Raw genomic sequence first — 15,516 nt, 5'->3', positions numbered from 1 at the left:
TATCTTTGATTCACAAATTTTAAGCACCTCATTACATTGCTAACATCTTTATCTATAAAAAACTATGCCTTAATCGATGATTTACAGGCAAATTTTAATACTGGTTTCACGATTATTACGGGAGAAACCGGAGCGGGTAAATCTATTTTATTAGGCGCTTTATCATTAATATTAGGAAAACGCGCAGATTTATCGTCTTTAAAAGACAATACTCAGAAATGTATTATCGAAGCCGTGTTTGATGTCTCAAAATATCAACTCAAATCTGTTTACCAACAGGAAGATCTCGATTACGAACCTCAAACAATTATTAGACGCGAAATTTTACCTTCAGGTAAATCACGTGCCTTTGTTAACGATACACCAGTAACCGTTAGTAGTCTACAGGTGTTAGGCGAACGTTTAATCGATATACATTCCCAACACCAAACCATGCAACTTACAGATGATGCATTTCAGTTTCAGGTGATTGATGCTTTGGCTAAGATTGAAGAGCCTTTAACAGAATACAAAGCAAAATTAAAAGATTATAAATCTCTTAAAAAAGAATTAAAGAAATTGCTGGATTTTCAGGCAGAAGCTAATAAAGAGCATGAATATAATTCATTCTTATTACAAGAATTAATAGATGCTAAATTGGTGGAAGGTGAGTTTGAATCTTTAGAAGAAGAATATGAAACGCTCGATAATATTGAAGCTATAAAAGAAAAAATTGCCGCCTCACATCAATTATTAAGTGATGAACAAATTGGTGGTTTAGCTATTCTTACTGAAATAAAATCTAATTTTAATAAGATTGCTTCATTCTCTCAAAAATATAAAGAATTATACGATAGAATAGACAGTAGTTTAATTGAACTCTACGATATTTTTACAGAAATTGAAGCCTCTGAAGATGCATTAGAAGCCGATCCAAACCGTTTAGAGTTTGTCAATAACAGATTGCAATTACTTCATAATCTGAAGAAAAAACACTTAGTTTCTGAAATTTCAGAATTGATAGTCATACAAAACGCTTTAGATGAAAAAGTTGGTATCACTGAAAATCTCGATAAAAATATTGGGAAGTTAAAAACTGAAATCAGTAAGGTAGAGAAGACTTTAAACACATTAGCTAAAACAATTCATACCAAACGAAACGCGGTAATTCCAACCTTAAAATCGCAATTAGAAACCTTACTAGCAGATTTAGGTATGCCAAATGCACAGTTTGAAATTACTTTAGGTGTGGCTACAGAATTCTATGCTAATGGTAAAGACGATTTAAATTTTTTGTTTTCGGCAAATAAAGGCGGAACATTTAAACCGTTAAATAAAGCCGCATCAGGTGGTGAATTATCCAGAATTATGCTTGCTATAAAATCGGTGTTATCTAAATATATGCAGTTACCAACCATTATGTTTGATGAGATTGACACTGGAGTTTCTGGAGAAATTTCTAATAAAATGGGAATGATAATGAAACAAATGAGTTCAAGCATGCAAGTGTTTGCCATTACACATTTACCTCAAGTTGCAGCTAAAGGAGATACACATTTAAAAGTGTATAAAGAAGATGTTAATCAGGTTACAACTACAAATTTAATAGTTATAGAAGGAGAAGATCGTGTAGTAGAAATTGCACAAATGTTAGGAGGATTAGAATTGTCTAGTTCTGCAATTGCTCACGCAAAACAATTATTACATTAATATTGTTTTAAACGAATATTATAAAGGGAATATAAGAAACAAACAAGCTATTAATACTACAAACGATTTAATAATAGAATAAAAAGTTTTTATAACTTTACGCCCTCAGATAATTCGCTGTAATTACACAAAAAATAAGAATTAAAATATGTCATACAATTTACTAAAAGGAAAAAAAGGAATCATTTTTGGTGCATTAGATGAAAACTCTATAGCATGGAAAACGGCAGAGCGTGTTCATGAAGAAGGCGGAACTTTTGTTTTAACAAATGCACCTGTTGCAATGCGTATGGGACAAATTAATGAACTTGCAGAAAAAACAGGTTCTCAAATTATCCCTGCAGATGCAACTTCTGTAGAAGATTTACAAAATCTAGTAGAAAAATCTATGGAGATTTTAGGAGGAAAAATTGATTTCGTTCTACATTCTATTGGTATGTCTATCAATGTAAGAAAAGGTAATCACTATACAGACCAGAATTACGCATTTACTCAAAAAGGTACAGATGTTTCTGCAATGTCTTTTCATAAAGTTATGCAAACCCTTTACAAAGCAGATGCAATGAATGAGTGGGGAAGTATTGTTGCTTTATCTTATATGGCAGCACAACGCGTGTTTCCAGACTATAACGACATGGCAGATAATAAAGCGTATTTAGAGAGTGTTGCTCGTAGTTTTGGATATTTTTTCGGTAAAGATAAAAAAGTAAGAGTAAATACAATTTCTCAATCTCCAACACCTACAACCGCAGGTAGTGGTGTAAAAGGTTTTGATGGTTTTATTGCCTATGCAGATCAGATGTCGCCACTTGGTAACGCAACCGCTGCAGATTGTGCTAATTATACAGTTGCAATGTTTAGTGATTTAACCAAACGAGTAACATTACAAAACCTTTACAACGATGGTGGATTTAGTAATATGGGAGTTAGCGATCAAGTAATGGAAACATTTGTAGCTTCAAAAAAAGAATAAATTTAGACTTATTACGTCTTTTAAAAGCCGCCTAAAAAAGGTGGCTTTTTTTATGCATTTAATTACATTTGTGTATGCACTTAAAGTATTCTTTTATTATTCCTGTATATAATCGTCCCGATGAAATTGAGGAACTGCTTATTAGTTTTTTAAACTTAAAAACATCTTTACAGTTTGAAATTGTAATTGTTGAAGATGGTTCTAAACAGACTTCTGAAGCTGTAATTAAAACGTTTAAAGATCAATTGAACATCGCTTATTTCTATAAAGAAAATTCTGGTCCAGGAGATTCTAGAAATTTTGGTATGGAAAAGGCAAAAGGCAACTACTTTATAATTTTAGATTCTGATTGTGTGTTACCTTCGGAATATTTACATGCAGTTAATGCTAGTTTAAGTTCAGAATATGTAGATTGTTTTGGTGGTCCAGATGCTGCAGATGCCTCATTCACTAAATTACAAAAAGCGATTAATTTTTCTATGACTTCGTTTATAACTACAGGTGGTATTCGGGGCAATAAAAAACAAGTAGGTAAATTTCAACCTAGAAGTTTTAATATGGGATTGTCCAAAGAGGCTTTTCATGCCTCAAAAGGATTTGGAACAATACATCCTGGAGAAGATCCTGATTTATCAATAAGGTTATGGAAATTAGGTTTTAAAACAAAATTAATTCCTGAAGCTTTTGTGTACCATAAACGCCGCATTTCGTGGTCTAAATTCTATACACAAGTAAATAAATTTGGCAAAGTACGCCCCATTTTAAATGCATGGCATCCTAAAACAGCAAAATTAACGTATTGGTTTCCTACTCTTTTTATGCTAGGACTGTTAGTAGCGATTGCATCATTTATATTTCATTTTGAGTGGTTTTTACTGGGCTATATTTTGTACTTTTTAGCAGCATTTTTTTTATCACTTATACAGTCAAGAGATATTATGGTTGCGATATTATCTGTGCCAGCTATATTAATACAATTTGGAGGTTATGGTTTTGGATTTTTAAAATCATTTATTAGCATTCATATCTTAAAAAAAGATGCAGCTCGTGAATTCCCTGAATTATTTTTTTAAATTATAACAATGAAAGACTTAAAATCCAGACTTTTAAAATTTGTAAAAAGTAAAAAAATAAACATTTTTACTTTGTTTTTGTTGTTGTCTTTTACAATTTTAGTATTAAATAAGTTGTCTAGAACATATATTAATACCATTACATTTCCTGTAGAAACTGTTAATCTTCCAGAAACATACGTAATCTTAAACGATAGTAATCAAGCTTTAAATGTCACTTTAAAAACGTATGGGTTTAAGTTATTAAGATATTATATTTCTAAACCAAAGCTAATATTAGATTATAAAGACAAGTTGCAACTTACAGACTCTACTTATCTGTGGAGTTCGCATAGGTCGTATTCAAAAATTAATGCACAGTTTGATAAGGATATTGAAGTGGTAAATTTATCACCAGATACGTTATATTTTAATTATGATCAAAACGCAACAAAAGATGTACCAGTAGTTTTACAAGAAAATATAAAATTTAGTCCAGGTTTTGATGTTTTAGAGGGCTTTAAAGTAGTCCCAGATTCGGTTCATATTGTTGGACCTGAAAAATTACTTAAAGCTATAACAGCAATTAAAACAGTGCCGTTAGAGTTAGAAGATGTGCATTTAGATTTAAATCAAAATATCAGTTTAGATTTACCAAATTCAGATCATTTAATTACCTTTTCTCATCACAAAGTACATCTGGAAGCTAAAGTAGAAAAATTTACAGAAGGAACGTTTAATATTCCTGTAACACTAAAAAATGTGCCACAAAATGTAGTTTTAAAGTATTATCCCAAATCCGTTTCAGTATCTTATTATACAACATTAAGCGGATTTAATGAAGTACAAGCCAAGGATTTTAAGGTAGAGTGTGATTATAGTGAACGTGTAGCTAATCAGTCGTTTTTAGTTCCTAAATTAGTTAAACAGCCAGAAAAGGTAAAGAGTGCAAAAATTATTCATCCAAAAGTAGAATATATAATTTCAGAATGATAATAGTTGGTCTAACCGGAGGTATAGGAAGTGGTAAATCTACCGTTGCAAAGCAGTTTCATGAAAAATTTGGTATTCCTACATACATATCAGACGATGAAGCTAAATTGTTAATGGTAACTTCCAAAGAGATTAAATCAGAACTTACAGCTTTATTTGGAGCAAATGCATATAGAGAAGGAGTTTTAAACAAGCCTTTTATTTCAGATGCTATTTTTAATAATAAAACATTATTAGAGCAAATGAATGCAATTGTACATCCAAGAGTTGCAGCACACTTTAAACTGTGGGTAGCAAGGCAAAATACACCTTATGTTTTAAAAGAATCTGCGATTTTATTTGAAAGTCATGGCGATCAGGTTTGCGATTTAATTATAACTGTAACATTAGATAAGGCTACTAAAATTAAGCGAATACAAAAGCGAGACCAATCTTCTATAGAAAAAATAGAGTCTATTATGAAACAGCAATGGACAGATCAAATGCGGATCTCAAAATCTGACTATATAATTGAGAATGATACCATGCAACACATGCAAGAGCAGGTAAACCATATTCACAATACAATACTTAATAAAATTAAATAAAATTGCAATTTTAACAATTTTGTTAATGTAAGGTTAAATGTTAAAAATGCTAAATGTTAAAATATTAATTTTGAACAATGAGCAAGAAGTTATTTATGTTGCTTGTAGTTTTAATGAGTTTGTCGTTGGTCGGCATCATTTTTGTACAAGCACGATATATTAGCGATTCTGTAAAAAACGAAGAAAAACAATTTACTTTCAATGTAAAGAAAGCATTGAGTTTTGTTTCTAATGATATAGAAGAACGTGAATTAAAAACTTATTTTAAAAAATTTCAACGTTTGGTTGATCAAAAAAAAGATGCTGATACAATTGCAATCACTCAACTTCTTTTTAATCAACAAAACGAAAGTACAGACGAAACATTAATTTATAGAAGTGGAATTTTAGAACAAAACTATAAATTATCATCATCGATCTTTGACATAGGTTTAGATAGTATTAATATTAAACGTATTATAGGCCAATCTGAAACTAAAGTATTTAGTAACAAAAATATTATTGAAAATAATGTAAATGTTAGACCTGTGTATAGCAGTGAAAAATACGGACGTTTTAGCGAGGCTGAAAAGCAAAGTTTTGAAGAAGCTTTTAAAGTATTAACGAGTAGAACACCAATTTATAAACGTGTTAAAAATGAAGATATAGAGCAGTTATTAACTCGAAAGCTTCATGAAGATAATATAGATATTGATTATGAATTTGCTATTTATAGTAACGATTTAGCAACTAAGGTACAAAGTGAAGGATTTGAGTTGCAAGACGATAAAACATTTAGTGTGCCGATTTTTCAGAATGAAAACAGCCAAAATAACTTTAGGTTGTTGGTTAACTTTCCGGAACGTAATCAGTTTATTATGTCGTCTATAATAGGTATGACTTTGCTGTCTTTCATCTTTACATCTATAATAATTATAGCGTATACGAGTGCTTTATATCAGTTAGTAAAACAGCGTAAAATTTCTGAAATTAAAAATGATTTCATTAATAATATGACGCATGAGTTTAAAACACCAATAGCAACTATAAATTTAGCTTTAGACGCTATAAAAAATCCTAAGATTATAGACGATAAGGATAAGGTAAAGCGTTATCTTAATATGATTAAAGAAGAAAATAAACGTATGCATGCACATGTAGAAAACGTTTTAAGAATATCTAAACTAGAAAAAAATGAACTAAATATTAGTAAGGATCGCGTTAAGTTACACGACCTAATAGAAGATGCTGTTACACATATAGAATTAATTGTAGAAGACAGACAAGGGTTTGTAAAATTACATTTAGATGCCGATAAATCTTCTATATTAGCGAGTGAAACACACTTTACTAATGTTATAGTTAATATGCTTGATAATGCAGTAAAATATTCTCCAGATGCACCAAAAATAGATGTATATACGGAAAATGTAGGAAATAGTATTTTATTAAAAATAAAAGACCAAGGAAGCGGAATGAGTAAAGCCGCACAAAAACGAGTTTTTGAAAAGTTTTATAGAGAACACACAGGAAACATACATAATGTAAAAGGTCATGGTCTAGGCCTAGCTTATGTAAAACGAATAGTAGATGATCATCAGGGTCATATTTCGGTGGAAAGTGAAAAAGGAAAAGGAAGCACATTTATTGTTAAACTTCCATTAATATCATAAAGTTATGAGCGAACAACATAAGAAAATTTTATTAGTAGAGGACGACCCGAATTTTGGAACAGTTCTTAAAGATTATTTAACCATGAACGATTACGACGTTACACATGCTAAAAATGGTATGGAAGGCTTCGAAAAGTTTAAAAAGGACGATTTTGATTTATGTATCTTGGATGTCATGATGCCTTATAAAGATGGTTTTACTCTTGCTAAAGAAATTAGAGAAAAAAATACAGAAGTACCTATTATTTTCTTAACTGCGAAAGCTATGAAGGAAGATGTTTTAAAAGGGTATAAAGTTGGAGCCGATGACTATTTAAACAAACCTTTTGATAGTGAAGTATTGTTAATGAAAATTCAAGCAATCATTCAGCGTAAAGCATCAGAAACGGTTACAGATAGTAAGCAATTTGAATTTAAGATTGGTAATTTCGATTTAAATTCTAAATTGAGATTCCTTAAAATAAATGATGAAGAGCCAATTAAATTGTCTCCTAAAGAAAATGAGTTGTTGCGTTTATTAGCTTTACATGAAAATGATTTAATGCCTAGAGAATTAGCGCTAACTAAAATATGGAGAGACGATAACTATTTTACGTCACGTAGTATGGATGTGTATATAGCTAAATTACGTAAGTATTTAAAAGCAGATGAGAATGTAGAGATTTTAAATATTCATGGTGAAGGCTTCCGATTAGTTGTAAACAATCAGAAAGGATAGTTTTCTAAAACATATAAAATAAAAAACCAGCAATTAGCTGGTTTTTTTATGTCTGAAATAATGGATTTACCACATTAAATTCATTTAAAATGTATGGTGTAATCTAAAAGAGTAAACCCAAAATCTGAGCACAAATAATAAGTAAAACCATAGCTATAGGATATACAGTTGCATAAGCTACAGATGGCGCATCTGTTTTTGTCATTGTATCTACAGCAGCTAAACCAGGAGTACTCGTCATAGAACCTGTTAGTGTTCCTAATAAGGTTAATATATTTATCTTAAAAAACATTCGCGCTACAATTGCAGCAAAAAGCATGGGTAAAAATGTAATTAAACCACCAATTAAAAATAATTGTATACCGTATTGGGAGTAAGTTTCTACTAATGTTGCACCTGCATTGGTACCTACGACAGCTAAAAATAACATCAATCCAAATTGTCTTAATAACTGATTAGAGTTTCCACTCATTACCCAAAGTATACTTCCCGTTTTACCAAGTCTACCTAAAATCATGGCTACAATTAGGACACCACCTGTTAGTCCTAAGTTAAAACTAAAGGAGTCTCCAAAAGAAATAGAAACACCCCCAACAAAAACACCAATAACTATACCTAAAGCTAAAGGGAAAAAATCTGTATCAGACAATTTGCTTTTGTTATCTCCAATTAGTCTAGAAATCTCGTTAACAGCACTTTTTTGACTCGAAATCATTAATTTATCTCCAATCTGAAGTCTTAATGTTGTATTTGGAGATAAATCTATACCACTTCTTCTAATTCTTGTTATAGTTGCATTAAAATTGTCTTTTAAATTTAATTCTCCTAAAGATTTATTTACAAGTGAAGTTTTTGTCATTAAATACGATTGTACAACAAAATCTTCTCCTAAAGAAATTTCTGTTTCTGTTCTAGGGCCTATTAAAACTTCTACACGTCTTAAAGCTTCTTGCGTACCAACCACCCGAATTAAATCGCCTTTGTGTAATACTGTAGCCTTATGAGGTACAAATGCTTTGTTATTATGTAACACTCTTGAAATAACACCTTTTGTCATAGATCTTACTCTAAGTTGCTCTATGGTTTTACCAATAGCTCCTTCATTTTCAACCTGAAAATTACAGCGTGTAATTTCATCAAAATGACCGTTAACTTTTTCTTCGTAATCGGCCTCTTCTTTTTCAATATTAATTCTAAATAATTTTGGGTAAAGTTTCACAAATAATATCACACCAATTACCCCAAACGGATATGCTATTCCATAACCAATAGAGGCTAGTGGTGAGTGTGTCACATCTATAGCTGTTGCTAATCCTGGAGTACTCGTTAATGCACCTGCCATTAAACCAATAGCAATAGATTTATCGATACCTAAAAACTGAATAGATAAGAAGGTTAAAAATGCAGCTGTTAAGATTACAATAGCAGCTAATATAACTAAGTTTTTACCTTGCTCTTTAAAGGATTCAAAGAAACCAGGGCCTGCTTGTAAACCTATGGTGTAAATAAATAAAATTAAGCCTATTTTTTGCAAGATATCGGGTAAAGCAACTCCAAAATGACCAAAAAGTAACGCCACAAAGATTATGGCAGAAACATCTAAAGAAATCCCCTTTATTTTAATATTACCAATAATAAAACCGATACAAATTATTATAAAAAGAGCTAAATAGGTAGCGTTTAAAAATTCCATTGATTAGTTTTTAAATAAGTTGCAAATGTAATTTATATTAAAAAAGTAGTTAATGACTTTTATCATTATATAAATCGATAAAAAAACGGGTTTACATTTTTTTAGGCTTATGTTAGTGACAAACTTTTGTAATACAAATTTTACATTATAACCAGATTTTGTTCTAAATTAAGTTTAAATTTAAAACAATTTTATAAGCTGTTATAATTTCTTACATGGCATTTGTAAGATTTGTTTTCTAGAATTGCTAGACAGTACAAAAATAGACTTGCTTTACAACCTCTTGAAAGTATGTTAGTGTACTGTTTGGTTTTCAATCTCTTGTATAATGTTTGTAATTGGGGTTTTGTAATCAAACCAAAAGGTGTTTTCGTTGCGTTTAAACCATGTAAGTTGTCGTTTTGCAAAACGTCTTGAGTTTTTTTTAATCTCTGAGATTGCAAAATCTAATGTCCATTCTCCTTTTAAATATTGAAATAGTTCTTTATAACCAACCGTATTTAATGCGTTTAAATGTTGTTTGTTTTTAAGTGATTTTACTTCATTAAGTAAACCTTCAGACATCATAATGTCTACCCTTTGGTTAATACGATTATAAATAATTTCACGGTCTGAAGTGAGTCCAACGGTAATAGTCTTAAATGGCCGCGAATCTTTATCTTGATTTAAAAATGAAGAATAGGGTTGTCCTGAACCTATACAAATTTCTAGAGCTCTAATAACCCGGTGTGGATTATCTAATGCTATGGTGTTATAAGATTTTGGATCGTGTTGTTTTAAAAGTTCTTGTAATCCTTCAAGGCCATCACGATCCAATTGTGCATTTAGAGCAATACGAATATTAGGATCTACTTTTGGAAAATTATCTAAACCTCTAGTTACTGCGTCTACATATAAACCAGAGCCGCCAACCATAATTACAGTGTTGTGAGTCTTAAATAAGGTATCTAAGGTGTTAAGTGCTTCCTTTTCAAATGTGCCTACATTATAAGAATCTTCAATAGACTTATGGTGTATAAAATGATGTGGTGCTTCAGATAATTCTTCAGCTGTAGGAGCAGCAGTTCCAATTTGCATTTCTTTAAAAAATTGTCTGGAATCTGCAGATAAAATTTCTGTATTAAAATGTTTTGCCAGTTTAATACTTAGCGTTGTTTTGCCAATTGCAGTAGGGCCAACTATAGAAATAAGGTAATGATTTGTATTCAAAAGTTTAAGAATTGTGCAGAGGTTCACCGCAATTATAACAATATTCTGCTCCGTCTCTATGATCGCTTTTTAAACAGTTAGAGCAAGATTGTGAATTTAAATTAATATTCTTTTTATTGTTTGTATGTGTAGGGATAGATTCTGGTTGTATAGGATTTCTAGTTTGATTACTATATTCTGCTGACACAATTCCTGTTGGAACTGCGATTATGCCATACCCTAATACCATAATTAAAGAAGCAATAAACTGCCCTAATGGAGTATTTGGAGCAATATCTCCAAATCCGACAGTAGTAAGTGTTACAATACACCAATATACACTTTTAGGAATGTTTGTAAATCCATTTTCCTCACCTTCAACCAAATACATGATAGTTCCTAAAATAACGGCTAAAATGATAACGGCGAAAAGGAATACAGATATTTTAGCGCGACTTGCTTTTAATGCCGTAACTAAGTTATTAGATGCGCCTAAAAAACGACCGAGTTTTAAAATTCTAAACACACGTAATAATCTTAAGGCTCTTAGGGCTACTAAGGCATGTGTACCTGCAAAAATTACAGATAAGTATTTAGGAGCTGTAGATAGTAAATCTATAATTCCATAAAAGCTAAAAATATATTTAAACGGTTTTTTTACGGTAATAATTCTAGCAATATATTCTATGGTGAAAATAATGGTAATGCCCCATTCCAAGGTGTTTAAAACATCATGATATTTGGCATCTATAGTTTTTACACTTTCTAGCATTACCAAAACAATACTTGCTATAATAATTACAAGCAATATAAGATCAAATAATTTACCAGCAGGAGTGTCTGCTTCGTAAATTATTTCATGCAAGTGATTTTTCCAGTTTTTTTTCTGATTGGATTGGCTCATAAACTCAAAAATAAGAAAACTATTTCTAAATCGAATTCAAAACAATTATTGAATTATTTTGAATGTTTACAAGTGTGCTAGCTAATAATTTTAAACCCTCGTAGTATTCCTGATCATATAAAGGTTTGTTGAGGGTGAATTTTAAATTAATGAGTATAAAATCTTCTGCCTGATTAACTTTATAATATAGACTACCTGCATTGTTAGGTAACGATAACATTGAGTTTTTTGGTAACTCTGCCACTGTAAAATTGTGCGTATTTAATTTTAGTATGTAGGTATATATATTTTTGTAACCAAAATCTATTGGGTAGGAGCGCTGTTGTAATGTAAAAGGATTTTTTTTAAAAAGTGTAAAGAGAATTGGGTTAATATAGTATGTTTTTTTTGTGACGCCTTCAGCTGTTTTGGTAATAGGCTCTAAACCTTGTTTTAAATGTAATGTTTCTTTAAAAATAAGATCATTCCTCTCTGGTGGTTCAACAGTATGTTCTAGAATATTAAATAAGGGATAGTTGTCCTGAAATGCTTTCTTGTATTGTGCCTGATGTCTATTAAAATCTCTTTTAGCATCTATGGCATAGTAACCAGTTTTATTAACACCAACTGTAGCTTCAAGCGAATCATTTTTAATATCTATTTCTAACCTATAAGCGAGTTGAGATATGTTTTTTACTTCTATATCTACCCATTTACTACCTTTTTTAAAATCTATTACTCTTCCATACCTATTTAAACATCTAAAAGGTAAACTACCAAAAGGTAAAGACGCTTCTGCTGCATCTAAGAAAAATGTTTCTGCTCCAATTTTAACTTGAACAATCAGGTAATTAAAGTCGGACATCACAGGATAAACTTTAGTAGCAAATCCATTATTTCGAGTAGAAATTAGCACTGGTTTAGCATCTATATTACAGTCTTCTAATAAACTATTTAATAATATATTTATGCTAGAAACATTTCCGGATTTGTTTTTTATAAGATCTTTTAAAGATACATCTGTAAATATTTTATAGTCCCCATTCCATGAATACTGATCTTGAATGTAAGCGTAAATGGCCTTGGCTTTTTTTAATTCGTCCTGTTCGTTAATAACTTTAGCAGATAAAAAATCTTTAGCTTTAATAGATTTTTTGATTTGCTGACCAATATCTTTATCTGTTTTTAATTCGTGATCTACGTTTTTCCATGTTTTTGTGATTTGATCTACACTACCATCAAAATGTTTAATTGTTTTCAATTCAAAATCTAAACGCGATATGTAATTAGATTTACTGGTCATATAATCTTCCTCAATAAAAGCCGGTAAATCTTTAATAACATATTTTGTAACGCCGCAATCTGCATAAGCTCCATTTGGACCTTCTAAGCAGTGGCCTTCAATTTTTGAATCATTTCTGAAAAATTTATAAGGACCAACTAATTTAATATTATAGTTGTAATTACCCGGAATACTGGTTACATATTCACTATAAAGTTTAGGGATATCTTCTTGAAAAATCCATTCGTGATATTTATAAACATACGGCGAAGATAACTCGTAGCTATACGTTATTACACTTCCTTCTTGAATATTTGGTAGCGTAAACTTAACCGTAGTATGGTTTTCTGTGTTTTTTTCATAAAAAATATCGTCAGGATTTAACCTTGTAACAGAAATCGCTCCGTTATTAGAATTATATGTTTTAGCCGTTATGTTTTTTATGGATTCTTTTTTACTCTTATCATTGTATAATGGCACTTTTACTGTGGCATATTTAAAACCATTTCGATTTAAAATTTTTACTTTTTTTTGGTATTTGGTTTTAAGTAAATAATCGTCATTATCAATATAGCTTTTACCGTATTCGTAAATCACTAGCGCATTTGCTGTATCATCTTTTAAAAATGTAGTAGTATTTATATCTTTTGGGCTAACCTCAAAATCTTCACTGCTATAAGTTTGAGCAGATATAGAAATGGTTGATAAAAGGAGTAGGTTAATTAATAGCGTTTTCATTGGGTTATTGGGTGAGTTCTATTGTTTTTAAGTTTTTATGACTCCGTAAATAACTTTGTATAATATGCTGTGCATCTCTATTGTTCTCCATTTTGGTTATAATGGATTCTAACACTTTAATATTATGTATTTGATAGTTTAAATTAAAGAAACCTAAGCCTTCAAACTGACCGTCTTTAATGTAAACAGCACTACGTTCTTCTATTGTTCTGCCACGATCTAAAATAAGCATGTTTTTATGTGCATAACTATTTTTGTCTAATAATTCTTGGACACGTATATTATAATCTTGTACGGGTTCTTCGTTAACACAAGAGCCATTGCAGGTTTTAATATTGTGGTTAAAACAAGGTTTATCAGGGATGTTTGTTTCTAAACCTGTAAGCTGTAAGCATAATTTATAAGTATCTACGGCACGTTCTAAAAAATGTACTGCACTTTGTTTATTACTGAAAGTTGTAATAGGGTGTTTACGTCCATCTGCAATATCAATTTTTAAATTTATATAACCGTGTTTGTCTTTAAATGCGTAAAGAGCATGAGTAAAATGTGTGCGTTTTCTAGAGCGATTGTAAATAGGTTTTACACGTTTAATTTCTTCACTTTCTTTTAATAAAGCAATTAATTCACTTCCTGTCTCTTCAAAAGTTACTGCGGTTACATGAAGTTGAATTTTTTTTGATTTGGTATTAGTTGCAGTGAAATGTTGATTTACACGGCGTTTAATGTTTCGGCTTTTCCCAATGTAAATTATGTCGCCCCCTTCTTTATGTATGTAATATACACCAGTTACTGTAGGCAGTGTCTCAACAATATCAATAAGTTTACTGTCTAGTTTTTTTGGATTTACAGCATCTTTTACAGAAGATTGAATAATATGTTTACTGGTATCTTTAGCTTGAAGCAGTTTAAATAATTTTACTGTAGCCAAAGCATCTCCATTTGCACGATGCCTATCGGTTACAGGAATGCCTAAAGATCTTACTAATTTCCCTAAGCTATAAGAGGGTTGATCTGGAATTAAATCTTTTGATAATTCTACAGTACAAAGGGTTTGGCGCTTATAATCGTAACCTAGACGTTTAAACTCTGTACGTAATATGCGATAATCAAATTCAGAATTGTGAGCAACAATTATACAATCTTGGGTGATTTCAATAATGCGCTTAGCTACCTCGTAAAATTTGGGTGCATTTTTAAGCATGTTACTGTTTATACCTGTTAGTTTAACTACAAAAGGCTGTATGTCTCGTTCTGGATTTATTAAAGATATAAATTGATCTACAACAGTATGACCATCGTATTTATAGATTGCTATTTCTGTAATGCCTTCTTCATTAAACTTACCACCAGTGGTTTCTATGTCTAAAATTGCGTAAATAATATCTGCTTAAAAATTAATAATTCCGAACCCCAAAAATACTACTTCCTATGCGTACCATTGTACTACCACAAGTAATAGCCATTTGATAATCGCCACTCATTCCCATAGATATAGTTTTAAATTGAGTAGGATGTTTATGGTGTGTTTTTAAAGTATTAAATATAGTTTTTAATTGGGTAAATTCACTTTTTATTTGAGATTCATTCTCAGTAAAAGTTGCCATACCCATAACACCAACAATATTTACATGCTTTAGTTGCGTAAAGTCATTTGATTTTAAAATTTGTAAAGCTTCCGCTTCTGTCATTCCAAATTTAGAGTCTTCTTCAGCAATCTTTATTTGTAACAAACAATCTATTATTCGATTGTGTTTAGCTGCTTGTTTATTTATTTCTTTTAATAATTTTTCATTTTCAACACCATGAATTAAGCTTACAAATCCAGCCATATATTTCACTTTATTGCGTTGTACATGACCAATCATATGCCATTCTATATCTTTAGGAAGCATGTCATGTTTTTCGACCATTTCCTGAATTTTGTTTTCTCCAAAAATACGTTGTCCTGCATTGTAAGCTTCTTGTAAATCGCTAACAGGTTTGGTTTTTGAAACGGCAACTAATGTTACATGTTCAGGTAATGTTTGTTTTATTTGATTTAAATTTTGTTGAATAGACATGATAA

General features: G+C 30.7%; 13 protein-coding genes. 7 read left to right on the top strand and 6 right to left on the bottom strand.

Translation table 11 applies throughout. The annotated features are described in order from the left end of the window. Positions 1-36: 36 nt before the first annotated feature. The 7 genes from recN (at position 37) to FNB79_RS16980 (ending at position 7,664) form a co-directional block, all read left to right on the top strand. Positions 37-1,689, top strand: coding sequence for a DNA repair protein RecN (gene recN, locus FNB79_RS17010; RefSeq protein ID WP_143382503.1), 1,653 nt, complete (start codon positions 37-39; stop codon positions 1,687-1,689). Between the two features lie 148 nt (positions 1,690-1,837). Beyond that, positions 1,838-2,662 (top strand): enoyl-ACP reductase FabI, encoded by an 825-nt coding sequence (locus FNB79_RS17005; RefSeq protein WP_143382502.1) that lies wholly within the window; start codon positions 1,838-1,840, stop codon positions 2,660-2,662. A 74-nt stretch (positions 2,663-2,736) separates the two neighbouring features. Then, positions 2,737-3,735, top strand: a complete 999-nt coding sequence (locus FNB79_RS17000; RefSeq protein WP_143382501.1) for a glycosyltransferase — start codon at positions 2,737-2,739, stop codon at positions 3,733-3,735. 9 nt (positions 3,736-3,744) lie between these two features. Next, entirely contained in the window at positions 3,745-4,707 is a 963-nt protein-coding gene (locus FNB79_RS16995) for a CdaR family protein (protein ID WP_143382500.1), read from the top strand. Continuing rightward, on the top strand, positions 4,704-5,294 hold the full coding sequence (coaE, locus tag FNB79_RS16990; RefSeq protein ID WP_143382499.1) for a dephospho-CoA kinase: 591 nt from the start codon (positions 4,704-4,706) through the stop codon (positions 5,292-5,294). Before FNB79_RS16995 ends, coaE begins: the two co-directional genes overlap by 4 nt. Positions 5,295-5,371: 77 nt before the next feature. Next, entirely contained in the window at positions 5,372-6,946 is a 1,575-nt protein-coding gene (locus FNB79_RS16985) for a sensor histidine kinase (RefSeq protein WP_185967807.1), read from the top strand. 4 nt (positions 6,947-6,950) lie between these two features. Continuing rightward, positions 6,951-7,664: a response regulator transcription factor gene (locus FNB79_RS16980; RefSeq protein ID WP_143382498.1), complete on the top strand. Its 714-nt coding sequence runs from the start codon at positions 6,951-6,953 to the stop codon at positions 7,662-7,664. 103 nt (positions 7,665-7,767) lie between these two features. Here the strand turns inward: FNB79_RS16980 and FNB79_RS16975 are convergent, their stop codons facing one another. The 6 genes from FNB79_RS16975 to FNB79_RS16950 all read right to left on the bottom strand — a co-directional run bounded on the left by FNB79_RS16975 (position 7,768) and on the right by FNB79_RS16950 (position 15,511). Beyond that, entirely contained in the window at positions 7,768-9,357 is a 1,590-nt protein-coding gene (locus FNB79_RS16975; RefSeq protein WP_143382497.1) for an aspartate:alanine exchanger family transporter, read from the bottom strand. Positions 9,358-9,651: 294 nt separating this feature from the next. After that, a complete protein-coding gene (gene miaA, locus FNB79_RS16970) occupies positions 9,652-10,566 on the bottom strand; it encodes a tRNA (adenosine(37)-N6)-dimethylallyltransferase MiaA (protein ID WP_246073301.1) in 915 nt (304 codons plus the stop codon). 4 nt (positions 10,567-10,570) lie between these two features. After that, entirely contained in the window at positions 10,571-11,449 is an 879-nt protein-coding gene (locus FNB79_RS16965; protein WP_143382496.1) for an ion transporter, read from the bottom strand. A 25-nt stretch (positions 11,450-11,474) separates the two neighbouring features. After that, positions 11,475-13,448, bottom strand: a complete 1,974-nt coding sequence (locus tag FNB79_RS16960; protein ID WP_143382495.1) for a DUF3857 domain-containing protein — start codon at positions 13,446-13,448, stop codon at positions 11,475-11,477. Between the two features lie 4 nt (positions 13,449-13,452). Beyond that, positions 13,453-14,829: an exonuclease domain-containing protein gene (locus FNB79_RS16955; RefSeq protein ID WP_143382494.1), complete on the bottom strand. Its 1,377-nt coding sequence runs from the start codon at positions 14,827-14,829 to the stop codon at positions 13,453-13,455. Between the two features lie 16 nt (positions 14,830-14,845). Continuing rightward, positions 14,846-15,511 (bottom strand): YggS family pyridoxal phosphate-dependent enzyme, encoded by a 666-nt coding sequence (locus FNB79_RS16950; protein ID WP_143382493.1) that lies wholly within the window; start codon positions 15,509-15,511, stop codon positions 14,846-14,848. Positions 15,512-15,516 lie beyond the last annotated feature (5 nt).

Source organism: Formosa sediminum (assembly GCF_007197735.1).
GTDB classification, from domain to species: domain Bacteria; phylum Bacteroidota; class Bacteroidia; order Flavobacteriales; family Flavobacteriaceae; genus Formosa; species Formosa sediminum.
This window is presented reverse-complemented; position numbering and strand designations above follow the sequence as displayed.

Bases quoted from the DNA above. Each gene is read 5' to 3' on its own strand.
- FNB79_RS17005 (WP_143382502.1), top strand. From the start codon at position 1,838: ATGTCATACAATTTACTAAAAGGAAAAAAAGGAATCATTTTTGGTGCA.
- FNB79_RS17000 (WP_143382501.1), top strand. From the start codon at position 2,737: ATGCACTTAAAGTATTCTTTTATTATTCCTGTATATAATCGTCCCGAT.
- FNB79_RS16995 (WP_143382500.1), top strand. From the start codon at position 3,745: ATGAAAGACTTAAAATCCAGACTTTTAAAATTTGTAAAAAGTAAAAAA.
- coaE (WP_143382499.1), top strand. From the start codon at position 4,704: ATGATAATAGTTGGTCTAACCGGAGGTATAGGAAGTGGTAAATCTACC.
- FNB79_RS16985 (WP_185967807.1), top strand. From the start codon at position 5,372: ATGAGCAAGAAGTTATTTATGTTGCTTGTAGTTTTAATGAGTTTGTCG.
- FNB79_RS16980 (WP_143382498.1), top strand. From the start codon at position 6,951: ATGAGCGAACAACATAAGAAAATTTTATTAGTAGAGGACGACCCGAAT.
- FNB79_RS16975 (WP_143382497.1), bottom strand. From the start codon at position 9,357: ATGGAATTTTTAAACGCTACCTATTTAGCTCTTTTTATAATAATTTGT.
- FNB79_RS16965 (WP_143382496.1), bottom strand. From the start codon at position 11,449: ATGAGCCAATCCAATCAGAAAAAAAACTGGAAAAATCACTTGCATGAA.
- FNB79_RS16960 (WP_143382495.1), bottom strand. From the start codon at position 13,448: ATGAAAACGCTATTAATTAACCTACTCCTTTTATCAACCATTTCTATA.
- FNB79_RS16950 (WP_143382493.1), bottom strand. From the start codon at position 15,511: ATGTCTATTCAACAAAATTTAAATCAAATAAAACAAACATTACCTGAA.